Raw genomic sequence first — 25,884 nt, forward strand, 5'->3', positions numbered from 1 at the left:
TCTTTCACGGAACTCCTGCATGGCGGCTCCGGGGGCGGCGGGGTCAATGGCAGCCGCAACCACCGCAGCCCTGCGCTTTGCGAGCGCCCAGTTTTCGCTCGATCTCCAACGAAGAGGGCGTGATCGCCAGTCCGCCGAGGGAGGTGCAGCGGTGCTCGCGCGGCATCATGGCGGCGACGTTTTTGGCGGCATCGATCACTTCATCCAGCGGGATGAGAGGATCAAAATCTGCCAGCGCCATGTTGGCGCAGGAGAGGGCATTGCTGGCGGCCATGACGTTTTTGCCGAGACACGGAGCTTCGACGCGATTGGCGATGGGATCGCAGATCAGGCCCAGCATGCTCTGGAAGGCGAGCGATGCGGCGGAGATGGCCTGATCCCGCGTGCCGCCTGCGAGTGTGACGAGTGCGGCAGCGGCCATGCTGGCTGCCGAGCCGCCCTCTGCCTGACAGCCGCCGACCTCTGCTGCGAAGGTCCAGCGCGTGGCGATGAAGACGCCGATGAGTCCGGCGGCGAGCATGGCCTGAGCCATGTCCTCCTCGGATTTTCCCATGGCCTCCGCCATGCCGATGACTGCGCCGGGCAGAGCCGCGCAGGCACCCGCCGTGGGCGCGGCGACGATGACGCCCATGGAGCTTTTCACTTCCATCAAGGCGGTGACGTAGAGCACGATGCGATTGAGCGCGCCGCCATCCAGCAGCTTGCCGACTTGCATGAGTTCTTGGAAGCGTCCGCTCTGGTGTCCCAGAACGCGGTCTTCATACTGGGTGCCTGTGATGCCGCTGGCGATCGACTTGCGAAGGATGTGCAAGATGGCGATCATTTTATCGATGACTTCGCGTTCGGTGAATTGTCCGCGCGCCATCTCATAGGCCAGAGCGAGACGCCAAAGGGGTGTTTGCTTTGTGCCATCCTGGGCGAGCATTTCGGCGCAGCTGGTGAAGGGGACATGCATGTCTTTGCGCGAGGGGACCGGCAGCACGGGGGAGAGACGTTTGACGGCAATGACGGGCAGATGCGCGGTGCTCACAAATGAAGCGCCTTTTATCTGAAGAATCTGGAGATCGCCTGAGGCGTGTCGCAGCACCTGATCCGCCTCAAAATCAGGGTGTGCTGTCTTCGGGAGCCAGATGAGGGTCTCATGATAGCCGCCGTCCATGGGCATGGGCACGCCGTCGATGATGAGCACTTGCACCATGCCGCCACCGGTGGAGATGGCGATGAGTGAGCGCTGCTCGCGTGCATTGCTCAGGGTGAGGCGGTAGGTATTCGGGTGCGGATCTCCGACGTCCACGGTTTCGATGCGCAGCTTGATGCCGGCTTCTGCGAGAGCCTGTGAGGAGCCGGGCAGCCGCTCGTCATCGGCGTCCCAGCCGAGCAGGCCGCCGAAGAGGCCCATGTCGCTGCCCTGGCTTTCGTGCGTGGTGGGCAGGGAGCCGCTGCGGTCAAACTCGACCAGCACCTCCGTGATGTCTCCCTCCATCAGATCTCGTGCCAGACGTCCGATGCGCAGAGCTGCTGCGCAGTGTGAACTGGATGGCCCACGCATCACGGGGCCGATGACGTCATTGAAGATGGAAACGGCGCTCATGGTTGTGGCGGAGTGGTGCTGCGGCCTTCGCGTTTGGATTGCTCCAGCAGGGCCTTCAGCTCTGCGGCAATTTCCGGGTGTTTGAAATAAAGGTTGGTGGTTTCACCGGGATCGCTGGCGAGATCGTAGAGCTGGCCTGGTGCTTCAGGCGCGACTCCGGGCAGTGCGAATCGTTTGAGTTCGGGATTAGCGTAGTTGTTTCCGCCGGAGCCTCGGTGGTCGATGTACTTCCAGTTTCCGCGCCTGATGGAAAGTGTGCGCTGTCCGCTGAAGGCCTGCATGAGCAGGTAGGGGCGGATGGGGGCAGCCGCCTGCCCTGTGAGTATTGGCAGCAGATTGAAGCTGTCTTCCGCCGCGTTGCGTGGCAGCTCCGCGCCTGTGATGGCCGCGAGCGTGGCCATCACATCGGTGAGGCAGGCCAGTTGATCGCTGCTGCTGCCGGCCTTCACGTGGCCCGGCCAGCGGACGATGAGAGGCACACGGTGGCCGCCTTCCCAAGCATCGCGCTTCATGCCGCGCCAAGGGCGTGCGCCATCGTGATCATAGTCGCTGCGCATGTGCACGACGCTGGTGGTTTCGGGGCCGTTGTCGCTGGATAAGAGGACGATTGTTTTGTCCGCGATGCCGAGTTTTTCCAGTTCCTGCATCAACTCGCCCACGATGTGATCGAACTCTGCGATGAAGTCGCCATGCGGCCCTGCCTGCGTCTTGTTTTGAAACTCCGGGGCTGCAAAGGATGGCAGATGGACAGCCTGCGCGGCATGGTAGAGGAAAAAGGGCTTCTCAGGATTTGATCTCACATGCTGCTGCATGAACTCGCGGCTTTTTTTGAGGAAGAGCAGGTCCACCTCCTGCATGGGGAAATCGGGTGCGATGAGGCCTCCGCGGCAGTCGTTGGCATACGGGTGCTTGGGGAGCTTTGATCTGTCCAACGGGTCCTGCGGAGGCACCGGAATGCGATCGCCGTCAATGAAAGCGTAGAGCCAATCCGTAGTGGGGCAGCAGGCGGTGCCAAAGAAACGCTCGAAGCCATGATCCAACGGGCCGCCTTCGATGCGGCGGGTGAAGTCGATGCGCTTTACGTCTTCCAGTTTTCCCTGGTGAATTGCTTCGCCGAGGGCATCGCGAAAGGTAAGGCCCACGTGCCATTTGCCCACAGCGGCGGTGGCGTAGCCCTGCTTTTTCAGCATCGCTGGCAGGGTGAGGCGTCCGGGCGCGATCAGGCTGGGGCCGCCTGCGCCTTGAAACACCGTGCCGCCATTCGGCACCCGAAAGGCCATCTGCCCCGTCATGAGGCTGTAGCGTGAAGGCGTGCAGACGGTGGCCGGACTGTGAGCGTCTGTGAAGCGCATGCCCTCACGTGCCAGACGGTCGATGTTCGGTGTCTCCACCTTTGATTTCTCATTGTAGCAGCGCAGGTCGCCATAACCGAGATCATCGGCCAGGATGAGCAGCACGTTTGGACGCTCTGCCGCCAGCACGCTGCCGCAGCAGAGGATGATCAGTGTGAAAATGAGCCCGGGTGATTTCATGACATGAGATGAGCTATTTCTCCAACTCCTGGCGTGTGGCGATGGGGACGTAGCCGATTTCCAGCCCCTTTGGTGGTGTGAGGATCAGGGCGGGATCAATGTCTGCCAGTGTGCCAAAATCGGGTGGTGTGAGGTAGTCGCGGTCCTTCGTCCAGGCGCGATGCAGCTTTTCCACGCGGGCCTGCACCTGCTCGCGCTCCGCGTCGCTGAGGTCGGCATTGAGCATGGCGGGCTGGTCGGCAAAGCGATACCAGTAATAAGCGACCACGCTGCCATCGCCGAGGCGGGCTTTGAAGGGGCCTGCCACAGGTCCTGGCTTCTTCCAGCAGCTTGTGGCATCTTCGGGTGTGGTGCGTGGCTCCTGAGGCTTTTCAGCGGGAGTGATAAACTGATGCTGGGCCAAGCCTGAGTCGGTGGGCACATCCTTTGGAGGCAGTACATTCCACTGCGGCCTTTTGCCGTCGGTGCCGAGCGTGAAGTACTCGGGCAGTGTCACGAGGCCTGCGCTGCGGCGAGTGAGCTGCGGGTCCCACTTGTAGGCAAAGGTGATCGGATTTGGCGCGAAGGAGGTGGCGAAGGACTTCCAGGCCAGAGGCACTTTTTCCTCACGCTGTGTGCCGGGCGGATAGATGCTCCAGTTTGAGCCGCCGCCTGAGCGGAAGGTGTGAAGAACGGCGGCCTCTGCCTTGATCGCGCCATTGGCCGTGGGGCCACCGGCAAACCACTTTTCCACATCGTCCCATAGAGCGGACTTTTTATATGCGGTCAGGCGATGCAGCACGGTGGAGGTGCCATCTGCGCCGACGGGAAACGAGGTGGGTGCCACACGCGCAAGCTCGGCGCCAGATGCATCTTTGCTGAGCATGGCAGGCACGTGCTGGGTCTCCATCTGGATCGGTTTGTTTGGGCCGGTGGGGCGTGTGTCCAGCAGCATGTCCGCCCACTCCGGGTGATCGATCTTGGATTGCGACCAGAAGAACGGCGTGAAGAAAGCCGCCGGGCCTTTGAAGTTTCCGGTGTTGAGAAACAGGGTCCAGCACTGGTTTCCCGTGGGGAGGTTTTTGCCTGCCGTGGTGGTCTTCGGATTTGTCAGCGGAAGCGGCAGGTAGCCGTAGCCAAAGAGCTCGCCGCGGGTGCCCTGCTTGAGGTTCAGGCCATCCAGAGGAAACAGCAGCCAGGGGCTGAGCTGTGCGACGCCATACTGGCCGCGCGGCTTTTCCCAGGTGCCTGCGCCGTAGCCGGGACCATTCGCGATGAAGGTGAAGTTTGGCCCCACGCCGCCCATGATGAACTTGGGTGTGGTGGTGGGGAAATGGGTGTCGCGCCACCAGCCCAGCCCGCCCTCGATGTCGGTGTAGCATTTGCCCTCCGGCTTTTTTCCCTCCTCATACTGCGGGTGCATCCAGGTGCCGCAGAGGCCAGTTTGAAACTTGTGGCCCGGATAAATGGCCACCAGCGGCCATGCTGCTGCGTAGAGGGAGAAGCCGGCATTGAACTCTTCAGGTACTCTTTCTGTGGGCGCAAAGAGATAGCCGGCCATCTCGCCCTCTCGCAGTTCTGAGGAGGGGGCGGGTGCTTGCTGTGGATTCAGCAGTGCTAGATTGGCCTCGGCGAAAGCGCGGCCCATGAGGGTGAAGGTTTTGGCGCAGCCGAGGTAGTGGTAGCCTGCATTGGAGGCGCCACGATTCCATAGTGCGACTTCGGCAGGAGAGATCAGTTTTGCTTCATACTGCTTCAGGTGCTCGCGCTTTTGCTCCTCGGTCATGTGGCCGTCGGCATTGGCGTGGTCTTTGTTCTTCGAGTTTAAATAGAAGCCCATCTGGCGGACTTGAGCCCGCTTGTCGTCGATGGCTCCGAGTTCGTCAGACCAAAAGGGTGCTGTTGGTACGGCCACGACGTTGCCTTTGAACTCGGGCAGGAGGGAGGGGGCGGTCATGGCCTCGCGGAAGGCCACGGTTTCCTGATTGGCCTTCATGCCGCCGACGCCCATGACACCGATCACGAAGGGCATCTTCGGTGCTCCCAGGTCCTTGCGCACATCGCGGATGAACTTGGCGAGGAGGTCGCTGTAAGCCGCGAAGCGCCCGGGCTTGCCGCGTTCGGGATAGGTGTGGGCATCCACCATGTCGTTGAATCCCTGAAGCCAGACGAAGCCCGCGATCTCGTAGCCCTGTGCGGCGTCGTAGGCCGGGCACACGCGTTTCGGATCAGCGAGCACACGTTTCACATGCTCGACCATGTAGCGGTAGAAGCGCCCGGTTTCCTTTTTCTTCTCCGCGAGCCACTGGTTCATGTCCTTCGGAACACCGTGACCGGGCGGGCCATAGTAGAGCTTCTTCTGGTAGTCGTTGATTTCATACGGCCCCGCGCTCGGCGGACGGAACTCGGTGTTCAGGCTTCTGCCTCCCCACGCGGTCTTGATGATGAGCACGGGCTCCTTCAGCGCGGCATTCATCGTGAGGCCGAAGGTGAACTCCGGACCGATCTTGCCGTTCGACTTCGTCGCATCGTCTCGCGCACCAAAGCCAGCGGTGAGTTTCCCCGTGCCCTCTCCATTCGCGCTGCCGTCGTATTTGCCGGTGTAATAGGAAATCCAGGTGTGATCGCATACTGTCGGTTGGCCATCCGGCCCGCGCATTTGCTTCAGCAGCGGAGCCGTGGCTGGATCATCGCCGATGTAGTCAAAGGTTTCGATCCTGGCATGACCTTCCATGTTGGACTGTCCTGCGAGGATGAAGACTTTCAATGGCTTCGCATGAAGCTGCGTGGCCAGAAGGATGGTAATGAGCAGGATGGTTTTCATGGTGTTGTCCCCCAGAGTTTTGCCAGCAGCGCAAACATTTCTGGGTCGTGCTGCTTCAGCTGTTCTTTGGTGAAGGGGTAAAAATCGTTGTGGGTGAAAAATGCTTCACTGCATTCCGCGAAGTATTCACGCGCATTCGTCATGGCATAGGCTTTGGCCAGGCGCTTGCGGCCTTCGGAGTCCTGACGCTCCACCTTGTCGTATTTGCCGGCGGCTCTGGCATGTTGAAAGGCGGCTTCGATCTCGGGATGGTCATAGCCCAGCACACGGTCGTGGTAGGCGTGTGCGAGTTCGTGCAGGGCGAAGTTGGGCATGCGGCGGGTTTCCGCCTCGAAGATGCTCACGTTGGTGAACTCCACGCCCTTGGCCATCACGGGGTCGCGGCCGTTTTCCTGGAGCCAGCCAGCGCCAGGGTGGTATTCTGCGCGCGGGGGTGATTTGGGGTATTGAGGATTGAAGTAGAGAGGCACTTTGCGCAGTTCGTCCACCGCTTTTGGCGGAATCACGCGCACGATTTCCTGGAGCTGCCGGGTCAGCAGATGCAGCGCCTTGCCGGTCAGTTCTGCATCTTTCGTCAGCAGTTCGCGGCTGATGCTCACTTTCCATCCTTCGATGCTGCGGATCTCGCGTGCGGCGTTGGCGTCAGCATCGCGTTTGCGTGCTTTGTTTTTGATCATCTCACGCGCTGCCTGCAAGGGCTCGGGCCAGGCGAAGGTGGGGGCTTTGGAGGGATCATAGCCGGCCATGTGGCCGGTGAGGCGCTTGGCTGGTTTGGTGTAATGCAGCTCGGTGTCTCCAAAGACCTCGCGGCAAAGTGCGGCGAGACCGGGATCGTACTCGATGAGCTGGGAACGCAGATGGACGTGGTTGTGGTCGTGGTCGTTCACGCGGTTGTCGTCAAACCAGCTCTGCACGCCCTCAGCCCAGTATTCATGGTGGTTGACACTGGGGTATTTGCCGCGCCAGAGCCCTGCCTTCATGGCTGCATCGTAGGCTGCCTTCAGCCGTGTGTCGAAAGTTGGGTCCACGTTCAGAAGGCCGCGCAGGTGGATGCAATGGGCAAATTCGTGGATGACGATGCACTCCTTCTCATAAGGATCTCCGGGCAAGCCCAGCACATTCTCCTCGGCACAGGAGCAGAAAGGATCTGTCTGGCTGCCGCCCAGGCCGCGTGCACGGCTGTCCCAGTAGGCTTTGGCGGAGAGGGCCTCATAGCCTTTCACGGGCTCGTGCGCGAGGCGGGCAAACTCCGGCAGATCGGTGGTGTATTCATCATGTGCCATGATGATCATGCGCGCGCCGCTGTCGATCATGGCCTGCCGGACATCAGGCCGGTGGTCGAGCATGAGATTGAGAAGGTAGACCACCTCTTTGAGAGCATAAGGATTCGTCTTTGCCGTGGCGACGATGGGGAAGCCATGGGCACTCTCGCGCTGCGTGTAGCATGCAGGTACGCCGTCTTTTGTCTGCGGGTCATAGCGGAAGCCCTGCACGCGAACTTTGCAGACAACTTCGGTTTCCTTCTGACCATCCACGATGACAAAGCGATGGCCCAGAGTGGTGCCGATGATGTTGTCTTTGCCGGGGGCGATCTTGCCATTGGGAATACGGTCGCCGTCCGGCTTGAGCCAGAATACCTCCACTTCTCTGGGGGCGGCATTGATGATCTGCAGCCGGGGGCGGTCCAGCGCGAGCGTGGTGGTGGCGATGAGCCCAAGTGCGATGATGAGTGTTTTCATGAAAAGCGGTCGGGTGACATCAGGTGGAGGGCGACGGGTGGCTTTTCTCCGACGATCAGATCGCTCACGATCTTTCCTGTGGCTGGTGCGAGGCTGAGGCCCATCATGGCGTGGCCGGTGGCGATGGTGAGGTTTTTCCAGCGCCGGGTGCGGCCGATGTAGGGCATGCCGTCGGGGGAGACGGGGCGCAAGCCGCTCCAGGGTTTGACTTCGGCGAAATCGTTTTCTTCGAAGGCGGGGAAGTAGAGGGGGAAAGCGCGTGTGATGCCGCGCACACGGCGGTGGGTGATGGTTTCATCGATGCCTGCCATCTCCATGGTGCCTCCCACGCGGAGCGCGCCATCCATGGGCGTGACCGCGAGACGTGCCTCGGTGCAGATGGTGCAGAGTTCGGGGAGCTGACGGGGACTGGGAAGAGTGAGGGTGTAGCCTTTGCCTGCCTGCATCGGCAGCTTAAGTCCAAGATCCTGTGACAAACCTGAAGACCATACACCACTGCATAATACCACTTCATGGCCTGCCACCTGACCTTGAGAGGTCTCGACGGCTTTCAGGGAGCCGCCCTCGGTTTTGAAGCCGGTGATCTCAGTGTTCCAAAGGAACTGGACGCCGAGGCGTTGCAGCTCTGCCTCCAGAGCGGCGATGAAGCGGGCGGGGGGGAGGTGGCAGTCTTTGGGGAAGTAGATGCTGCCGCAGACGTCCATGGTGACGCCGGGGTCGAGGGCGGCGGTGGCTTTGGAGTCGAGGACTTGGGCGGGGATGCCGAGGGCATTGGCCTGTGCGGCCATGCGGGCTTCTTCTTCGAGGGTGTGCTGCTGCTTGCAGAGCATGAGGAGGCCGTTTTTGACGAGGCCGAAGTCGAGGCCGATGTCTTCAAAGCACTGGCGGCTGAGGAGGCTGAGATCGCGGAGGATGGGGGCTGCGGCGGAGACGCGGTCTTTGGTGGCCGCTTTCCAGAAGTGGAGGCCCCAGGTGAGGAGGTCTGTGTCGAGGCGGGGCTTGATGTAGAAAGGGGATTCGGGGTTCCACATCCATTTGAGGCCGAGGCTGACCATGCCGGGGGCGGCGAGCGGGATGAAGTGGCTGGGGACGATCATGCCGGCATTGCCAAAGGAGCAGCCATCGCGCTGTGCGGGACTGCGATCTATGATGGTGACCTGCATGCCACGCCGGGCGCAGTAGAGCGCCGTGCTGAGGCCGATGACGCCTGCGCCGAGGATGGTGACGTGGGTGGGCATTGAGGCGAATGATAGAGGCAGAGGGACTACCAGGAAGGTGGGTGTGGCGGAGTCGCAGGATTGCGGGCAGGAGTGCCCGCATCACTTCGAGCTATGGCTTGAGATGGCGGACGAGGAACTCCATGCGGAGGCGGGAGCCGTAGGGTGTTTCGGCGGCACCGTGGCCGGTGCCGATGATGGGCATGAAGTCAAAGGTCTTGCCGGCTTTTTGGAGGGCGCCGACGACTTGCGTGGTGCTGGCGGGATCGACGTTGGTGTCGAGTTCTCCGACGATGAGGAGGAGATTGCCTTGCAGCTTGTGGGCGTCGTCTTTGTTGGAGCTGCGGGCGTAGCTTTCATCGACGGGCCAGCCCATCCACTGCTCGTTCCACCAGATTTTGTCCATGCGGTTGTCGTGGCAGCCGCAGTCGGCGACGGCGACTTTGTAGAAGTCGTGATGATCGAGCAGGGCGCGCATGGCGTTCTGACCGCCGGCACTGCCGCCGTAGATGCCGACACGAGTGAGGTCCATCCACGGGCGGGTTTGGGCGGCGGCTTTGATCCAGAGTTTGCGGTCGGGGAATCCGGCGTCTTTGAGGTTTTTCCAGCAGACATCGTGGAAGGCTTTGCCGCGATGGTTGGTGCCCATGCCGTCGAGTTTGACGATGATGAAGCCGAGTTCGGCGAGGATGTGATGATTGAGCAGTCGGCCGAAGTCCTTGGGCGCGAAGGCGCTGTGAGGACCGGCGTAGATGTCTTCGACGACGGGGTGTTTTTTTGTGGGATCGAAGTGAGAGGGCTTGATGAGGATGCCGTGGATGTCGGTCTGGCCATCTCGGCCTTTGGCGACGAAGCGTTCGGGCATGGTCCAGCCAGCGGCGAGAAGTTGGGTGGCGTCGGCCTTTTCAAGTGTGCAGACAAGGGAACCATCGTGGCTGCGGCGGAGCTCGTGGACGGGGGGGAGATCGGCGCGGGAGTAGCTGGCGGTGAAGAAGGCGCGGCTGGGGGAGAACTCGATGTGGTGATTGCCATCGCCCTGAGTGAGCTGCTGGAAGCCGGTGCCGTCGAAGTTGATGCGGCAGAGGTGGAGATGGTAGGGATCTTCTTCTTTGCGCAGGCCGCTGGCGAGGAACCAGAGCTGGCGCTTGGAGTCATCAACATGCAGGACTTCGCGGACGGGCCATGCGCCGTGGGTGATCTGGTTTTTGACCTGGCCGGTTTGGGTGTCGTGGAGGTAGAGGTGGCACCAGCCGTCTCGCTCGCTCATCCAGAGGAGTTCGTGGGTGGCGTGCAGCCAGTGACGCCAGGTTTTGTGGGTGTAGTCGATGAAGGTTTTGGAGGTTTCTTCGACGATGGTGCGAACGGTGCCGGTTTTAGCATCGGCGGCGAGGATGCGGTAAAGCTGGTGGCCGCGCTGGTTGTAGTCGAAGTAGAACTCGTGGCTGTCGGGTGCCCAGGTGAGGGGCAGTCTGCCGGATTCGGTGAAGGGGTTTGGATAAAGATCCTGAGGCACGCGTAGGGTGCGGCCGTCTTTGTGGGTGATGACGATCTGCGGCTTGGGAAGGGGATCGCCGGGTTTGACGTAGTCGAGGACTTTGAGCTTTGGCTGGAGCTGGCCTGTGGGTGTGGAATCGACGATTGTGATCTGGCGCTTGGGCACCTTGTCTGACTGGAATGTGACGACGCAGGTGCCATCCGGGGCGTGGTCTCGGGTCTCTGTTTTTTGACTTTCTTTTTTGGCGGGGGTGAGGCCCTTGCCGTCGATGATCAGCGTTTGAATCTGCGGCCCGGCTTCGATGATGGCCAGGTGTTCGCCGGTGCGGCTGGTTATGAGCCAGACGTGGCCGTCAAAGGTGTGCTGCTCGCGCTCTGCACCGGCGCGAATGCCGCCGTAGCGGATGTGTTTGCCGTCCTGGCTGATCCAGAAGAGATCGAGGTCTGTGTCGAGCTGATTGATGAACTTGAGGCCGGACTCTTCGCCGGTGCGTGTGGTGCGGCGGAGTTCTATTTTGGCGGTGGAGGATTTGAGCGCCTCTTGTTCTGGGAGGCCGAGGGCTTTAAGCGTGGGGGCGGATGTGCGGGTTCCGGTTTCGGCCTGGATGAGGACGAATTCGTGGGTTTTGGGGCCGGTCTGGACGCGGTACCAGAAGGATTTGCCATCGGGCAGCCAGTTGGGTTTCAGGCGGTCGCGGAAGACGAGGTTTTCGGTGCGTTTGGGCAGGGATAGGGCGTGATCGAAGTCTGCGGCCAGTGCGGTGGTGGAGAGCAGGAGAAGGAGCGGGAGTTTCATGGGGGCTCTGGGCGGCGGCAGAATTTAAGGTTTAAAGTTGGGAAGAGTTGGGTGCGGCGATGGTTTCGGGAACGCTGGCGCGAAGGAGCGGGCGGTGGGTGGTGGCGGAGCGCCGCACAGGGGACTGTGCGGACCACTATGCTGGCGCTGGCGCGGGGCGGTGGGTGATGTGGAGTCGCTGGATTGCGGGCAGGAGTGACCGCATCACTGATGGGGAATGCCGAGATGGAAGGGGTCGGCTGGGTCGAGGATGAGGGTGGTCTCAGCAGTCACGTACGCTGTGCCGGTGATGGTGGGGATGATTCCGCCTTCAGTCGGAGTGTAGCTGGCTTCAAAGACGCTGCCGATGATGCTTTCCTGACGCCAGATTTCGCCGGGGGCGAGTTTGCCGTCGGCGGCGAGGCAGGCGAGCTTGGCGCTGGTGCCGGTGCCGCAGGGGGAGCGGTCGTATTCAGCACCGGGACAGAGAACGAAGCTGCGGCTGTGATTCGCGGGATCGTGGGGCGGGGCGAAGAGTTCGATGTGATCGACCTCCGGGTGGCCGGCGGCGTGGATGGCGGTGCGCATTTCCAGAGCCGCTTGGGTGAGGTGGGGGATGTTGGCCTTGGTGAGGGCGAGGCCGTGGTCGGATACCATAAAGAACCAGTTGCCGCCATAAGCGATGTCTCCGGTGAAGCCGCCTGCGTGCACGGAGGCGGCTTTGCGGTATGAGGGAACGTTTTGGATGCTGACGCGGTTGTCTTCGTGCAGGGTTGCGGTGACGATGCCGACGGGGGTCTCAATGCGGTGCTCTCCGGCGGCAATGCGGCCGAGATGACGGAGGGTGATGATGAGGCCGATCATGCCGTGGCCGCACATGCCGAGGAGGCCGACGTTGTTGAAGAAGATGACTCCGGCGGCGCATGCGGGGTCTGTGGGTTCCAGGAGGAGTGCGCCGACAATGACCTCATGCCCGCGCGGCTCGCAGATGATGGCGCGGCGGTAAGTTTCGAGCTCTCCGGCGCTCACGCCGCCAAGCACGACGCGGGTGGGCTCGCCGCCGGTGTGGGAGTCGATGACGGGGATGCGTTTCATGATGGGCGCTTCGCCAGGGCATCGCGGATGATCTTGAGCACCTGTTCGCGTTCCACTCCGGCGAGCGGCAGGCGGGGTTCGCGGCACCATTCTTTGCCGAGGCCGGTTTCTTGGCAGAGAAGCTTGATGTATTGGACGAAGTGGATGTGGGTATCGAGCTTCATGAGGGGCTGCATCCAGCGGTAGAGGGTGCGGGCTTCGTCCCACTTTCCGGCGCGGGTGAGGTCCCAGAGCTTTTGATTTTCGTGGGGGAAGGCGATGCCGCTGCCGGCGACCCAGCCGTCGATGCCGAGGATGGAGCATTCGAGGATGAGGTCGTCCACGCCGGTGAAGAGCTGATAGCGATCTCCGACGAGATTGCGCAGCTCGGTGATACGGCGCGGGTTGGCGCTGCTTTCTTTGATGGAGGTGAGGTTTTCGATGTCGGCGAACTGGGCGAACATCTCGGGTGTCACGTCGGTGTGATAGCCGACGGGGTTGTTGTAGAGCATCCAGGGCAGGGGCGTGGCTTTGGCGAGGGTGCGGAACCAGTGCTCGGTCTCGCGTGCGTCGCTCTTGTAAACCATGGGGGGCATGACCATGAAACCGGCGGCACCGAGTTTCTCGCCGTCCTGCATGTACTGGATGGCGGCGCGGGTGCTCATCTCTGCGACGCCGCTGACGACGGGGATGCGGCCTTTGGCGGTGTCGATGGCGCATTTGAGGACGGCGCGTTTTTCATCGGGCTGCAGACATTGGTTTTCACCGAGGGAGCCGCAAACAATGAGGCCGGAGATGCCGGACTGGATGAGGGCCTCGAAGTGACGGGCAGAGGAGGGGAGATCGAGCGACTGATCCTGGTGCATCTGGGTGACGACGGCGGGGAAGACGCCGGACCATTTGGGGAGTGTGGGCATAAAAGGGAGTGGGATGAGAGGTGATTGGCTGAAAGAGGGGAAAGACGCGAAAAAAGGGGGAGGGCTGAAAACTGGGAACTGAAAACTGAGAATTGGAAATTGAACCGAGTGCTGAGGTTTGGGCGGGGCTGAGGTGTGATGTTGTAGAGCGTGGAGTGTGGGAAGGGTGGAGGGGAGGGGCAGAGGGTCTTGATTGCTTTTTGGCTGTCTGGCTGCCAATTCAGTCAAAATGATGGAATCCACCGGCCTATTTTCTGAGCATGCAACGACGGAGGCGCTGTTTGATGCGCTGCCGGATGTGGTGTTTTTCATCAAGGATGCGGCGGGGCGGTATGTGCGGGTGAATCAGACGCTGGCGGATCGGTGTGCGGGAGGGGACAAGGCGAAGCTGATGGGCAAGCGGCCGGAGGAGGTGTTTCCGGCGGCGCTGGCGGCGAGCTATGCGCGGCAGGATGAGGCGGTGCTGAAGACGGGGAAGCCGGTGGAGCATCAGCTGGAACTGCACATCTACCCGGGCAGCAAGGCGGGCTGGTGCCTGACGACGAAGCATGCGCTGCGCGATGCGAAGGGGCGCATCATCGGCGTGGCGGGGATTTCGCGAGATCTGAATGCACCGAGTGACAAGGCGGGTGGCTTTGCGGAACTGGCGGCGGCGCTGAAGCACATGCAGCGGCACTTTGCGGAGAGCCTCCGGATTGAGGACATCGCGAAAAAGGCGGGGCTGAGTGTTTACCAGTTTGAGCAGCGGGTGCAGAGGCTGTTTCAGATGAGTCCGCTGCAACTGCTGCACAAGCTGCGGCTGGATGAGGCGACGCGGCTGCTGCGGGAGACGGAGCGCTCGCTGGCGGATATTGCCATCGAGACGGGGTGGTGTGATCAGAGTGCGTTCACACGGCACTTCAGCCGGTATGCCGGGATGGCACCGGGGAAATTTCGGGGGCTGAGGAAGTGAGCTGATCGACAGACAAAAGAGCCGAGGCTATGTGAAGACAGGCGAAGCTAGCCTATCGTACTCCCGATCAGTGCGCGTCGAGGAAGCTCGTATGCCGAGGTGTTTGAAGCACGCTCATGGACGGGCGGGCTGTCGCCACACCCATCCTACGTTCAAGCCTCGACCTCAGTGCGCCGCAGTATCACGCCATCAGCGCCTTCACGGGCTTCGCGGGATTGATGCCGATGAGTTTGGCATCGAGACCCTGGAACTTGTAGCTGAAGCGGTCGGCGTGGAAGCCGAGGAGCTGGAGGACAGTGGCGTGGAAGTCGCTGATGTGGAGCGGGTCTTTGACGATGTTGTAGCTGAAGTCGTCGGTCTCGCCGTAGATGGCGCCGCCTTTGGAGCCGCCGCCGGCCATCCACATGGTGAAGCAGCGGGGGTGGTGGTCGCGGCCGTAGTTTTCTTTGGTGAGGCCGCCCTGGGAGTAGATGGTGCGGCCGAATTCGCCGCCCCAGATGATGAGGGTGTCGTCAAACATGCCGCGCTGCTTGAGGTCTTCGATGAGGGCGTGGCAGGGCTGGTCGATGTCTTTGCACTGGCTGGGCATGCGGCCGCCGACGTTGCTGTGGTGGTCCCAGTTGTTGAGGTAGATCTGGGTGAAGCGCACGCCGCGCTCGGCGAGGCGGCGGGCCATGAGGACGCTGTTGGCAAAGGTGCCGGGCTTTTTCGCTTCTTCGCCGTAGAGCTTGAAGATGTGCTCGGGTTCGCTGTTGATGTCGGTAAGCTCGGGCACGCTGGCCTGCATGCGGAAGGCCATTTCGTACTGCTGGATGCGCGTGTGTGTTTCGGGATCGCCGACCTGCTTGTAGTTGATCTCATTGAGGGCGTTGAGGCCTTCGATGGTGCGTTTTCGCACGCTGTCAGGGACGCCGGGAGGGTTGTTGATGAAGAGGATGGGATCGCCTTTGCTGCGGAAGGAAACGCCGGCGTGCTCGCCGGGGAGGTAGCCATTGGACCAGAGGCGTGAGGAGATGGCCTGCTCCTGCTCGCGGTTCGTCGGCGTGGCGATGAGGACGACGAAGGTGGGCAGATTTTCATTCATGCTGCCGAGGCCGTAGGAGGCCCAGGAGCCGAGGCAGGGACGGCCGGTGATCTGATTGCCGGTCTGCATGGCGCAGATGGCGGGCTCGTGATTGATGGCCTCGGTGTGGAGCGAGCGCATCCAGCAGATGTCGTCGGCATTTTTCGCGAGGTTGGGAAGGAGGTCGGAGTTCATCCACATGCCGCACTGGCCGCGCTGGGCAAAGTTGAACTTCGAGGGCGCGATGGGGAAGCGCGCCTGGCCGCTGGTCATGGTGGTGAGACGCTGGCCGTTGCGGATGCTCGGCGGCAGGTCTTTGTCATACCACTTCTGCATCTCAGGCTTGTAGTCGAACAAGTCCATCTGAGCGGGGCCGCCGACCATGTGCAGGTAGATGACGCGCTTGGCCTTGGGGGCGAACTGAGGCCCCATGGCGGCTTGGTTTGACGCATTGGCGAACGATTCGCCGAGGAGAGATGCGAGGGCGGCGCCACCGAGCACGTTTTTGCCGCGCGCGAAAAGCTGGCGGCGAGTTTGGTAGGTGTCCCATTCGTGGAGGATGCTCATAGGAAGAAGAGTTAAAAGTTTAAAGTTGGGAGGGGTTAGACGACCATCCAGTGAATGTAGAGAATGTGATCGCCGTTTTCAGTTCCAAGCGCCCATTGGACAAAAGCGGATTCAACGTTGAATTCACCTTCCGCAATTTTGATATGGTGTTTTGATTTCCACCATGGACGAAAATCACCGCTGACTGTGGCTAAATCGGAACTCGCGGATTTTAGTTCTTTCGTTCTGAATTCTTGAACGACGTCTGAGGGGATTCGGATCTTTGCCTGCATTGAAGGATCAATGCAATCCACACTGTTGTAGAAATAACAAAGTGCCTCCGATCCTTTGGGGAAGTGAATGCCTGTATTCTGCTCCACGACCTGCATCTGTTCAAAAGTTACATGAGGGTAGAAGCTCTCTGTCTTTTCCAAATGACTACGGATAGACAGTAATCCAGCGATGAACAGAACTCCGGGAGTCACCAAGAGCAGCAACAGTGCTGCTAGCAGAATTTGCCAGATGGATCTGCTGCGGGCTTTTGGCCTGGGGTTCAAGCTGGGTGTCAAATAGGTCATTACTTGTTCAGCACTTCGTCCAGATTCATGAGCTCGTTGCAAAGCATGGTCCAGGCGGCGAGTTCGGGTTTGGGGAGGTTGGAGTCGGTTTTGGATTCGCCGACTTTGAGGAGGGCTTCGGCGTCGGTGGGTTTGCTGCCGTAGAATTTGCGCAGGTCGGCGAGGCTGGCGGTGAGGATGGGGGTTTCCTGGGCTTTAAGCGGGCGGCAGAGGACACGTTCGGCGATGGCGGTGAACTTGGTGGTGTCGTCGCCTTTGACGTTTTCGAGGGTGTGCTGGGCGAGGTTGCGGGCGGCTTCGATGAACTGGGGGTCGTTCATGGTGACGAGGGCCTGCAGCGGCGTGTTGGTACGGTCGCGGCGGACGCAGCTCACTTCACGGGTGGGGGCGTTGAAGACCTCCATGTTGGGCGAGGGGGCGGTGCGCTTCCAGAAGTTGTAGAGGGTGCGGCGGTAGAGGTTTTCGCCGTTGTCCTGCTTGTATTTTTCAGTGCCCATTCCGACAACTTCCCAGACGTTTTCCGGCTGGTAGGGCATGGTGCCGGGGCCGCCCATGCGGGGCGAGAGGGTGCCGCTGACGGCGAGGGCGTAGTCGCGGATCATCTCCGCATCCATGCGGAAGCGAGGGCCGCGAGAGAGGAGGGCGTTGTCGCGGTCTTTTTCGATCTTCTCCGGGGTGAGGATGGCGGCCTGCCGATAGGCGGCGGAGGTGACGAAGAGCTTGAAGAGGCGCTTCACGTCCCAGCCGCTTTCGCGGAACTCGACTGCGAGCCAGTCGAGCAGTTCGGGATGGGTGGGCGCGTCGCCCATGATGCCGAAGTCTTCGCTGGTCTTCACCAGGCCGGTGCCGAAGAGCTCCTGCCAGAAGCGATTGACCGTCACACGTGAGGTGAGGGAGTTTTCTGGACTGACGAGCCACTTGGCGAGGCCAAGGCGGTTTTGTGGTGCTCCTGCAGGCAGTTTGCCGAGGGCTGCGGGCACGGCGGCTTCGACGGCATCGCCCACTTTGTCATACTGGCCGCGCATGAGGATGTTGGCCATGGGCTTGGAATCCATGCGCTCCTCCTGAATGTGCGTGAGGGGGCTGCGGGCCTTGATGGCGTCCTGCTCGGCGGTGAGCTTGGTGCTGCTGGCGAGGGCTGCCTGATAGGCGGCATCGCGGGTGACGAGGAAGTGTTCGAAGAGCGCCTCCTGCTGCTTGGGGCCGCGTTTTTTCGCGGCGAGCATGGTGCGCAGTGGACCGACCTTGGAAAGGGTCTGCACTTCGACTGGGGTGAGCTGGCGGTCATAGATGCGCACGTCCTGCACGCCGCCGTCGCTGAAGTAGGCCCCGTTGCTGCGTTGGCCGATGCGGGTGGGGGTGGTGGTCTTGATGCTGCCTTTGAGGGCGTTGGTATCGGGCTTGATGGGGGCTTCGACGCCGTCCACAAAGATGCGCACACTGCCGGCTTTGCCACGGCCATCGTAGGTGACGAACACATGCTGCCAGACGCCGGGGCGCAAGGCGGGCTTGGCGGTGGAGACTTTGATGGCATCGTCGGGCCATTTGCTGACGATGTGGACGGAGAGGCGGGTGTCGCTCTGGAAGAGGTCCCAGCCGCGGTAGCCGTTCTTTTCATCCATGCGGGCGAGAATACCGCCGGAGACACCGGCGCGGTCTGCGCGCACCCAGGCTCCGTAGCTGAAGGCGTGATCTTTTTCGAAGTCGCCCACGTCGCCGATCTCGAAGGTGCCGTTCGGTTTCATGACAGGAGCAGGGCCCAGTTTGCCATCGGGCTTCCAGGTGACTTCGCCGACGGCTTTGAAGGTTTTGGCGGTGCCGCAGGTGCCGGTGACTTCGCTGCCTGCGCCTTCATTGAGGGGCACATGGGCGGTCATGCCCTTGCTGGGCACGTCTTTGTCGAGGTCTTCGGGCTTGGCGCTGGTGAGCCAGAGATCGAAGAGCGGCTTGGCGGCTTTGCGGGAAGAGTCCTGCTTTGTTTTAGCAGCGGCGATTTCGGCGGGCAGGGCGGTCCAGCGTGGGCGGTCCTTGTCGGTGGGGAGCACAAGGACGGGGCCGAGGCCGTCCTTCACATTGCCGTCCTTGGGCTTCTGCGTGGTGTTGCGGAAGAAGGCAGCGAGTGAGTAGTAGTCCTTCTGCGTGATGGGATCGAACTTGTGATCGTGGCACTGGGCGCAGTTGGTGGTGAGGCCCATGTAAACCCAGCCGAGGGTCTGCACGCGGTCGCTGGCGTAGTTGGCGAGGTTTTCGTCATCGATGGTGCCGCCTTCATTGGTGGTTATGTTGCAGCGCTGCAGGCCGGTGGCGATGAGCTGGTCTTCGGTGGGCTTGGGCAGGAGGTCTCCGGCGATCTGTTCGATGGTGAACTGATCGAAGGGTTCGTTGCGATTGAAGGCTTTGACGACCCAGTCGCGGTAGGGCCAGATCTCGCGCTCTTTGTCGAAGTGGAGGCCGTGGGTGTCGGCGTAGCGTGCGGCATCCAGCCAGTAGCGCGCGCGGTGCTCGCCATAGGCGGGGGATTTGAGGAGTTCATCCACCAGAGCCGAATAGGAGGCGTCGGAGATGGGTGAGCCGTCTTTCGGCGCGTAGCGAGCGACGAGTTCCGGTGAGGGGGGCAGGCCGGTGAGATCGAGCGAGACGCGGCGGATGAGGGCATGCGCGTCGGCTGGTGAGGCAGGTTTGAGTCCGGCGGCTTCGAGTTTGGAAAGGATGAAGCGATCCACCGGATTTTTGATCCAGGCGCTGTCTTTGACCTGCGGCTCTGCCGAACGCTGCGGGGGGATGAGCGACCAATGCGGCTGCCATGAGGCACCCTGGGCGATCCATTCCTTCACCAGCGCGATCTGCTCCGGCTTCAGGGTCTTGTGAGATTCCGGCGGCGGCATGAGATCATCTTCATCCTTGGTGATGAGACGCTGGAAGAGGCTGCTGATCTCCGGCTGGTTTTTGATGACCGTGGGTTTCTCACCTTCCTTGGCAGTGAAGAAACCCGCTTCGGTGTCGAGGCGCAGTCCGGCTTTACGCGTGCCCGGATCGGGGCCGTGGCAGTGGAAGCAGGCGTCCGCGAGGATGGGACGGATGTCCTTGTTGAAGCCGATGGGCTGCGCTGCAACCGCCGAGGAAGCGAGGAGCGTGAAGAGCAGGGTGGAGTCGAAGCGCATGCAGGTTTTGCGGTTTGGTATGAAAATGTTGCTGACTGATATGATTATGCTTACGAAGGATTGACGCGAGATTTTGCGCCGATCTGGCTGATTTGTGGCCGCTCTTTGTCGTCAGACCATGGCGCTGCGGAGGGCGAGGCGCTCGGATTCCGGCAGGCTGCTGGCGGTGATGCCGCGCCAGGCGGCATTGATGTCGATGCGGCTCCAGATGGCGGCGAGGCAGGTGCCGAGGCTCTGACGCTCCTTGGGCGTTCGCACGTGGGTGAGGAGGATGAGAGCGAGATCCGGCCGGTGATGCTTGACGATGAGAATGAGGTCCTTCAACTCCTCGTCATTGAATGAACGGACGATTTCCACGTCGCCTAGCAGGGCATCGAGCCGGTGCAGGTCACGCGTGTTGCCCCGGTGGAGGCTGGCGGCGATGCGCCGGAGCTGCTCGCGGCGCTGTAGCAGAGAACGCGTAAGGATTTTCATGCCGTAGAATATGCCGACACCTGTATTCCCGTCTTGCATGGGCATGGCTTCCTTGTGTAAAATACGCGCATTATGGCGGCGATTTCACCACAGGCGTTTTTACAGCGGGTACGCGGCGCGGAACTGCCGCGGCTGTTTGACCTGCTGCCGGATCTTTCCTTTTTCATCAAGGACCGAAAGGGGCGCTTCATGGCGCTGAACCGGCGTGGCTGTGACTACTGCGGGGTGAAGAATGAAAAGGATGCGATTGGGAAAACGGATGCGGACTTTTTCCCGCACAGTCGCGCTGCTGAGTACCAAGCGGACGATGAGATCGTGATGAGCACGGGGACGCCCATCGTGAACCGCCTGGAAAGCGCACCTGAGGCGGAGGGCTCGCCAAGGCTGGTGATGTCCAGCAAGATTCCGCTGCGGGATGCGGAGGGGCGCGTCATCGGCGTGGCGGGATTTTCACGCGAGCTGGAGCAGGTGCGCAGCCGCAGCTCGGGAGAGGCGCGGTTTGCCAAGGTGATCGAGCAGATGCATCAGCATCCGGATGCCGCGCTGAGCAGCGCCGAGATGGCGCGGATGTGCGGGCTTTCGCAGAGCCAGTTTGACCGGAGTTTTCGCCGAGTGTTTGGCTCCTCGGCGCGGCAGTATCTTCTCAGGGTGCGCGTGGAGGCGGCGTGCCGCAGGCTGGCGGAGACGGAGGAGACAGTGGCCGCGCTGGCGGTGGAGCTGGGGTTCTTTGACCACGCGCATTTCACGCGGTGCTTCAGGAGCATCATGGGGCTGACGCCGGCGCAGTATCGGGAGCAGAGAACGCTGAAGGGGACGAAGCGGGGGTGAGGACGGAGGATTTGAGACGAGGTAAGGAGGGTGTGCTTTACGACGTGTTCTCCTCATGGAGCGATTTCCCAATGAATGCGATGACGGGCTCAAAGCCTATCTCAATGAGATCGAAAAGGCGCAGCCGATGACTCCACCTGCGCAGGAAGGGGAGCAGGTGGAACGCGAAGTGTGGAAAGAACAGGACATGCTCTAATGATCCACTTCCTCCGTGTTGACTCCCAAAAAGGCGAAACCCTGCCTCATGCGAGCCGTGATTTCCACGCGTGATGGTGCCTGGGAGAGTTCACTGCGGCCTTTGAGTTTCAGTTTGAAATCCCGAACATAAAGCGGCACCAGCCCGCACATGAAGTCAGCTCCAAGTGTTGCTTTGACATGATCGTCTTCGTAGCCCGCGAGTTCGCGGCCAGCGATATAGACGTGATAGCCGGAGCTGTGTCTGGCTGATTGGGGACCAAGCTTGGTAAACATGAGCGCTTCTGGAAGTGGCTGTCAGGTTGAATAGTTTGTTGTGGGGCTCGCTCTGTACAGCGCGGGCCAAAGCTCGTAATTACTGTTCCCGAAATTGCGGCGCTCGTCTTGCTTTCGTGACCTCCTCAAACGCATGGCCCAGCGCGAGGATGCGGGAGTCGGCATGCGCGGCGCCCATGAAGGAGAAGCCGATGGGGAGGGCGTCTACGAAACCGAGGGGGATGGTGAGGTGGGGATAACCGGCGACGGCGGCGGGGGTGCTGGCGACGCGTTCGTTGGTGTCGCCATGGGCGAGATCAATGCGGCCGACAGGGTCGTTGGTGGGGCAGATGAGGGCGTCGAGCTGGTGAGATTGCAGCGCGGCATCGATGCCTTCGGGGCCGGCGAGAAGGCGGGCGTTTTCACGCGCAGCGACACCGGCGGCGATGATGTCGGGGGTGCCGAGTTTTTCGGCCTGCTCGAAGAACTCCTGTGCGAAGTGAGGCATTTCGGTTTCGCGGTGCTGCTCGTTGAAGGCGATGAGTTCGGCGAGGGAGCGCACGTCGCCACCGCGTTGTTCGAGATAGGCATTGAGGTCGGTGCGTAACTCGATGAGCATGGCTTTCCAGGAGAGGGCTCCGGCTTCGCGCATGTTGGGGAGCTTGACGGGATCGATGATGATGGCTCCGGCTTCGCGCAATTTTTGGAGAGCGGTTTCAAAGAGGGCGAGGACCTGGGGGTGTTTGCCGCATTGACCGCGAATGACGCCGAGGCGTGCGCCTTTGAGGGCATCGGGACGCAGCTCCGCGGTGAAGTCTTTTGCGAGCACCTGCATGAGGAGGGCCGCATCTTTGACGGTGAGCGTCATGGGGCCGGCGGTGTCCTGCCAGTGGGTGATGGGGATGATGCCAGCGCCGCTGACGAGGCCGACAGTGGGCTTGAAGCCGACAATGCCGCAGGCGCTGGCGGGGCTGACGATGGAGCCGTTGGTCTCGGTGCCGATGGCCGCAGGTGCGAGGCCTGCTGCGACGGCTGCGGCGGAGCCGGAACTGGAACCGCTGGCGCTGTGGGTGAGGCGGTGGGGATTGCGCGTGAGGCCGCCGCGGGCGCTCCAGCCGGAGGTGGAATTGGGAGAGCGGATGTTCGCCCATTCGCTGAGGTTGGTTTTGCCGAGGATGATGGCACCGGCGGAGCGCAGGCGGGTGACGAGCGGGGCATCCACCTTCGGCTTGAGATTGCGCAGGGCGAGCGAGCCTGCGGTGGTCTGCATGGCATCGGCGGTTTCGATGTTGTCTTTGAGGAGGATGGGCAGGCCGTGGAGGGGGCCGGGTGAGGTGCTGTCAGCGAGGGGGCGCGCTGCTGGGTTGAGCTCCAGAATGGCATTCACACGAGGGCCTGATTTGTCGATTTGCGCGATGCGTTCCAGGCAATGCTCCACGAGCAGAAGCGGCGAGGTCTGCCCGGAGCGCAGCATCGAGTCCATGTCCGCCAGAGTGGCATAGGGCGGGGGAGGGAGATGTTTTTTCCCACAGGAGGCGGGAAGAGCGGCTGCTGCGGCAGCGGTTTGGAGCAAGCGGCGGCGGGTCATGGCAGATGGGTCAGGTGCCAGCATAGCGACCCATGAACATGATCAGGCCGGTGGTGTCGTGCTGCAAAGCCCAGATGAAAGGGCGGTTGGCATTGAAGGTGACGATCCGGCGTTTGGGCGGGGCGGATGGAGGCGCCTCACCGAATGGATCTGCGACGGGCGCTGTAGCGGCGGAGGCTTCTGCGCCGAGTTCATTGACTTCGATCATGGCTTCATGCGCGACGTCGCTGATGAAGTAACCACCGCCGGGCAGTCCTTTGGAAAGGTTGGCGGTGTCTGTTTGAAAAAGACTCTTTACGCCCAGCTTGTGCCAGAGCGCCTTGAGGCTGAGCTGCGTGCTGTAACCGAATCTAGGGAGCATCAGGTTGACATCGCAGTCAGCGTTCTGTTTTTGGATGGAGTTCCAATGTTCGAGTGTGAGCCCGGCTTCCATTTTTTTGCGGGCCGCTTCATTGCGTGGGAGCAGCACCAGCATGCGGACCTCGTGGTCTGTCATGGGCATCGTGATGAATTGCCACGATTCAGACTCGGCGTAGTGGGGCGACTCTACGAACTGCATCATCATCGGGAGCATGATGGTTCCTTTTTCAGGGGTCTGAAAAGCGCGCGGCTTGGTTTTTTCCATTTCAAAGGGACTCTGCCAGCGGCCTTTGAGGAACAGGGTATTGAGCAAGACCACGGACTTTGCCGGGTCGGAAAAAGAAGAGGGGCCGATTATTTGAGGAATACGGCCCCGTGTCTTTTCACGCACCCAAAGATTGACGGCGGCAGCCGAGGCGGTGGCGTCTCCAGCGGGGAGTTTTTGCAGAGAGGCTCCGAACAAGGTCTGGGAGGAGGAGAGAAATGCGGGCTCAAAGGTGGCGGAATTGGCAGCCCAGAGAGAGTTTGTCATTTCCATGGTCAGGGAGCCGCGTCTCACGGTGGCCGCCAGAGCGGAGCGCATGGCGCTGAGATCTTCGGTTTCCTTTGCTGAGTCACCCTTCAGGTGGGCCAGCGCTGCGAGTTCCTTGCGGCTTTCGCCATCCGCTGCGGTCATGAGGAGGGCGGCCATCTGATGAGAGCTGAAGGGGGAGAAGCAAAAGTTTCCCTCCGTCATCGGACGGAAAAGCTGGAACAGCTCGAAGGCGTGCGCATTGGCGGCCTGTGCCGCCTTTTGCGGCTGCTGGGCATGAGCACTCACGGCAAGCAGCAGGATCAGAAGAACGGGGCGCATCTCGGTAGAATAATTCGGAGACTCCGCTGGCAGCAAGAGAGGAATGCGTCTGTGGTGAGGAAACCGGCCTCATCAAAAGCAGCTTTCTCATTTTTATCATTGTCACTTCAGAGCCGACATGATAAAAACGCCGCCTTCGTGAAATTTTCCGTCTTTTGTCAGGTTGCTGTTTTCTTTGTCGCCGCCGCTGTTTTGAGCGGGGAAGAGCCCATGCTGCCTCAGGCCCTGGGTGCCGGTCCGTCGTTTCATGCAGACGGGCCACGTGGCTTTTTGAAGCCTTCCAAGTCGATCAAGCCGCCGGTTAGCGCCGGTGCGGCGGTCTCTGCGCCTGCCGTCGTGCAGTCGCCAACAGCGGAGACCCGCCTGCGCAGGCTGGTGGTGGTTTCGGGGGCGATGACGCCAGAAGCCATCCGTGACACCATTCTCGCCTGTGGCCAGACCCGCACGCCGGTGACCACGGCCGGGGGGGTGAATGCGCCTGCGCCGATGCTGTCGGATCTTGCCGGGTTGTTTGGCTCGACGGTGACCGAGGACACGCAGAAGAAAGTTTTGGAGACGGTGCGCAAAGGCATGGGATCGTCCGCCAAGCCGCTGCAGCGGGTGGAAGTGGTCGGCTGGCTGCCAAGCGAAGGCGTGATGGCCGTGGCGGTGTATCCGGAAAGCTGAACACGCTTTTCATGACCACTGCCCCGGGTGTTCCAGCTGTTCCACGCGTCCTGCTGGCCGAGGCAAGCCTGCCCTACCGGCGTGTGATTCGCGAGGCGCTGATGGCCTTCCGCATCTGCGAGGTGGATGACGCACCCAGCGGAGAGCGTGCCTTTGAACTGGCGCTGCAGCGTGAGTACTCGCTGTTTTTATTCTCGCTGCCGCTGCCTGACATGGCGGGCGACATGCTGGACCGCCTGCTGAGCAAGGCCTACCCGATGGTGCATCCTGGTGTGCATGCCGCGCCGCCGGTGATTTTCCTCATTCAGCCTGGAGATGCGCTGCGGTTTCAGGAACTGCAGCGTGATGTGCGCGTGCGCGGCAGCATGCCATTGCCACCGAAACTGGATGTGCTTTTGTCAGTGACGGCCAAGCTGCTGCCAGAACGCCAGGGGCTGGCCTTTCCACCTTTTTCTCCACCTCATGTTTCCTGATCCTCGGCGTCGCAGTGTCAAAATTTGTGGCATCACCCATCCCCAGCAGGCTGCGGTGATCTTTGCGCTGGGTGCGGATGCCGTGGGCATCAATCTGTGGCCGAAGTCGAAGCGGCACATGCCGCTGGAGGTCGCGGTGAATTCATTGCAGGATGTGGCGGCCAAGAATGCCCTGGTGGCCGTGCTGGTGAATCCAGATGCGGCGCTGCTGGATGCGGCGGTGTCCTGTAAGTTGTTTCAGGCGCTGCAACTGCACGGTGATGAAACGCCGGCGGATGTGGAGCGGCTGATGAAGCGAGGGGTGAACGTCATCAAGGCGTTGCAGGTGCGTGATGCGGCATCCCTGGCGCAGATCGGCGAGTTTCCGTGCGAGTCGATCTTGCTCGACGCCTACAATCCTGGCACCTACGGCGGTGGCGGGCATGCCTTTCCCTGGGAGCTGGCGGTGCGGGCGAAGGACATGTTTCCAGCCAAGCAGTTCCTGCTCTCCGGAGGACTAACGCCGGACAATGTGCGTCAGGCGGTGGAGCAGACACTGCCGCTGGCTGTGGATGTGGCCAGTGGTGTGGAGTCGCAGCCGGGCAGCAAGGACCTGCTGCAAGTGGCGCGGTTTATTTCCGAAGCGCGGGATGGATGGGCGGCGGGAAGCCGCCAAGAGGTCACGCAAGCGGAAGAAGAGGGATAAGGGTGCCGAAGGTGGTGTGATGCGGGTGAAACAGAGCGCTTGTGCAGCCCTCGCCATTCGTCATG

At 61.4% G+C, this 25,884-nt stretch carries 21 protein-coding genes; 6 read left to right on the plus strand and 15 right to left on the minus strand.

The features are described 5' to 3' along the window. Window positions 1-43: 43 nt before the first annotated feature. The 8 genes from ACILSL_RS06030 to ACILSL_RS06065 form a co-directional block, all read right to left on the minus strand. Window positions 44-1,591 carry an L-serine ammonia-lyase, iron-sulfur-dependent, subunit alpha gene (locus tag ACILSL_RS06030; RefSeq protein ID WP_395731097.1) on the minus strand — a complete coding sequence of 516 codons (1,548 nt, stop codon included), beginning with the start codon at window positions 1,589-1,591 and terminating at the stop codon, window positions 44-46. Then, window positions 1,588-3,123 (minus strand): sulfatase-like hydrolase/transferase, encoded by a 1,536-nt coding sequence (locus ACILSL_RS06035; RefSeq protein ID WP_395731098.1) that lies wholly within the window; start codon window positions 3,121-3,123, stop codon window positions 1,588-1,590. The genes ACILSL_RS06030 and ACILSL_RS06035 overlap by 4 nt, the downstream gene beginning before the upstream one ends. A 13-nt stretch (window positions 3,124-3,136) precedes the next feature. Next, the gene (locus ACILSL_RS06040; protein ID WP_395731099.1) at window positions 3,137-5,926 is read right to left on the minus strand and encodes a sialate O-acetylesterase; all 2,790 of its coding nucleotides are present in this window, start codon (window positions 5,924-5,926) and stop codon (window positions 3,137-3,139) included. Then, entirely contained in the window at window positions 5,923-7,665 is a 1,743-nt protein-coding gene (locus tag ACILSL_RS06045) for a hypothetical protein (RefSeq protein ID WP_395731100.1), read from the minus strand. The genes ACILSL_RS06040 and ACILSL_RS06045 overlap by 4 nt, the downstream gene beginning before the upstream one ends. Then, window positions 7,662-8,903 carry an NAD(P)/FAD-dependent oxidoreductase gene (locus tag ACILSL_RS06050; protein ID WP_395731101.1) on the minus strand — a complete coding sequence of 414 codons (1,242 nt, stop codon included), beginning with the start codon at window positions 8,901-8,903 and terminating at the stop codon, window positions 7,662-7,664. The genes ACILSL_RS06045 and ACILSL_RS06050 overlap by 4 nt, the downstream gene beginning before the upstream one ends. Before the next feature lie 91 nt (window positions 8,904-8,994). Continuing rightward, window positions 8,995-11,172, minus strand: a complete 2,178-nt coding sequence (locus ACILSL_RS06055) for a prolyl oligopeptidase family serine peptidase (RefSeq protein WP_395731102.1) — start codon at window positions 11,170-11,172, stop codon at window positions 8,995-8,997. 204 nt (window positions 11,173-11,376) lie between these two features. Next, window positions 11,377-12,246, minus strand: a complete 870-nt coding sequence (locus ACILSL_RS06060; RefSeq protein WP_395731103.1) for a proline racemase family protein — start codon at window positions 12,244-12,246, stop codon at window positions 11,377-11,379. After that, window positions 12,243-13,142: a dihydrodipicolinate synthase family protein gene (locus ACILSL_RS06065; RefSeq protein ID WP_395731104.1), complete on the minus strand. Its 900-nt coding sequence runs from the start codon at window positions 13,140-13,142 to the stop codon at window positions 12,243-12,245. Before ACILSL_RS06065 ends, ACILSL_RS06060 begins: the two co-directional genes overlap by 4 nt. A gap of 229 nt (window positions 13,143-13,371) precedes the next feature. Between ACILSL_RS06065 and ACILSL_RS06070 the strand changes: the two genes are divergently transcribed. Then, entirely contained in the window at window positions 13,372-14,094 is a 723-nt protein-coding gene (locus tag ACILSL_RS06070) for a PAS domain-containing protein (protein ID WP_395731105.1), read from the plus strand. A gap of 181 nt (window positions 14,095-14,275) precedes the next feature. Here the strand turns inward: ACILSL_RS06070 and ACILSL_RS06075 are convergent, their stop codons facing one another. The 4 genes from ACILSL_RS06075 to ACILSL_RS06090 all read right to left on the minus strand — a co-directional run bounded on the left by ACILSL_RS06075 (window position 14,276) and on the right by ACILSL_RS06090 (window position 19,916). Beyond that, window positions 14,276-15,724, minus strand: a complete 1,449-nt coding sequence (locus ACILSL_RS06075; RefSeq protein ID WP_395731106.1) for a DUF1501 domain-containing protein — start codon at window positions 15,722-15,724, stop codon at window positions 14,276-14,278. 35 nt (window positions 15,725-15,759) lie between these two features. Then, window positions 15,760-16,281: a hypothetical protein gene (locus ACILSL_RS06080; protein WP_395731107.1), complete on the minus strand. Its 522-nt coding sequence runs from the start codon at window positions 16,279-16,281 to the stop codon at window positions 15,760-15,762. Then, on the minus strand, window positions 16,281-19,442 hold the full coding sequence (locus ACILSL_RS06085; RefSeq protein WP_395731108.1) for a DUF1553 domain-containing protein: 3,162 nt from the start codon (window positions 19,440-19,442) through the stop codon (window positions 16,281-16,283). Before ACILSL_RS06085 ends, ACILSL_RS06080 begins: the two co-directional genes overlap by 1 nt. A 111-nt stretch (window positions 19,443-19,553) precedes the next feature. Continuing rightward, the gene (locus ACILSL_RS06090) at window positions 19,554-19,916 is read right to left on the minus strand and encodes a hypothetical protein (RefSeq protein ID WP_395731109.1); all 363 of its coding nucleotides are present in this window, start codon (window positions 19,914-19,916) and stop codon (window positions 19,554-19,556) included. A gap of 72 nt (window positions 19,917-19,988) precedes the next feature. On the opposite strand from ACILSL_RS06090, the gene ACILSL_RS06095 reads away from it, so the two are divergent. Together ACILSL_RS06095 and ACILSL_RS06100 are read left to right on the plus strand one after the other, a co-directional pair. Beyond that, a complete protein-coding gene (locus ACILSL_RS06095; protein ID WP_395731110.1) occupies window positions 19,989-20,744 on the plus strand; it encodes a helix-turn-helix domain-containing protein in 756 nt (251 codons plus the stop codon). A 55-nt stretch (window positions 20,745-20,799) separates the two neighbouring features. Beyond that, on the plus strand, window positions 20,800-20,940 hold the full coding sequence (locus ACILSL_RS06100; protein ID WP_395731111.1) for a hypothetical protein: 141 nt from the start codon (window positions 20,800-20,802) through the stop codon (window positions 20,938-20,940). Here the strand turns inward: ACILSL_RS06100 and ACILSL_RS06105 are convergent. The 3 genes from ACILSL_RS06105 to ACILSL_RS06115 form a co-directional block, all read right to left on the minus strand. Then, the gene (locus tag ACILSL_RS06105) at window positions 20,937-21,215 is read right to left on the minus strand and encodes a hypothetical protein (protein WP_395731112.1); all 279 of its coding nucleotides are present in this window, start codon (window positions 21,213-21,215) and stop codon (window positions 20,937-20,939) included. The two genes, ACILSL_RS06100 and ACILSL_RS06105, sit on opposite strands and share 4 nt — an antisense overlap. Window positions 21,216-21,294: 79 nt before the next feature. After that, the gene (locus ACILSL_RS06110; RefSeq protein WP_395731113.1) at window positions 21,295-22,782 is read right to left on the minus strand and encodes an amidase; all 1,488 of its coding nucleotides are present in this window, start codon (window positions 22,780-22,782) and stop codon (window positions 21,295-21,297) included. A gap of 10 nt (window positions 22,783-22,792) precedes the next feature. Continuing rightward, window positions 22,793-23,995 carry a serpin family protein gene (locus ACILSL_RS06115; protein WP_395731114.1) on the minus strand — a complete coding sequence of 401 codons (1,203 nt, stop codon included), beginning with the start codon at window positions 23,993-23,995 and terminating at the stop codon, window positions 22,793-22,795. A gap of 138 nt (window positions 23,996-24,133) precedes the next feature. On the opposite strand from ACILSL_RS06115, the gene ACILSL_RS06120 reads away from it, so the two are divergent. From ACILSL_RS06120 to ACILSL_RS06130, 3 genes are read left to right on the plus strand one after another with little or no spacing between them, the layout of a single operon-like run. Then, entirely contained in the window at window positions 24,134-24,661 is a 528-nt protein-coding gene (locus ACILSL_RS06120; protein ID WP_395731115.1) for a hypothetical protein, read from the plus strand. A gap of 11 nt (window positions 24,662-24,672) precedes the next feature. Next, on the plus strand, window positions 24,673-25,134 hold the full coding sequence (locus ACILSL_RS06125) for a hypothetical protein (RefSeq protein WP_395731116.1): 462 nt from the start codon (window positions 24,673-24,675) through the stop codon (window positions 25,132-25,134). Continuing rightward, window positions 25,124-25,819, plus strand: a complete 696-nt coding sequence (locus ACILSL_RS06130) for an N-(5'-phosphoribosyl)anthranilate isomerase (protein ID WP_395731117.1) — start codon at window positions 25,124-25,126, stop codon at window positions 25,817-25,819. The genes ACILSL_RS06125 and ACILSL_RS06130 overlap by 11 nt, the downstream gene beginning before the upstream one ends. Window positions 25,820-25,884 lie beyond the last annotated feature (65 nt).

This window comes from Prosthecobacter sp. (genome assembly GCF_044222345.1).
GTDB lineage: Bacteria > Verrucomicrobiota > Verrucomicrobiia > Verrucomicrobiales > Verrucomicrobiaceae > Prosthecobacter.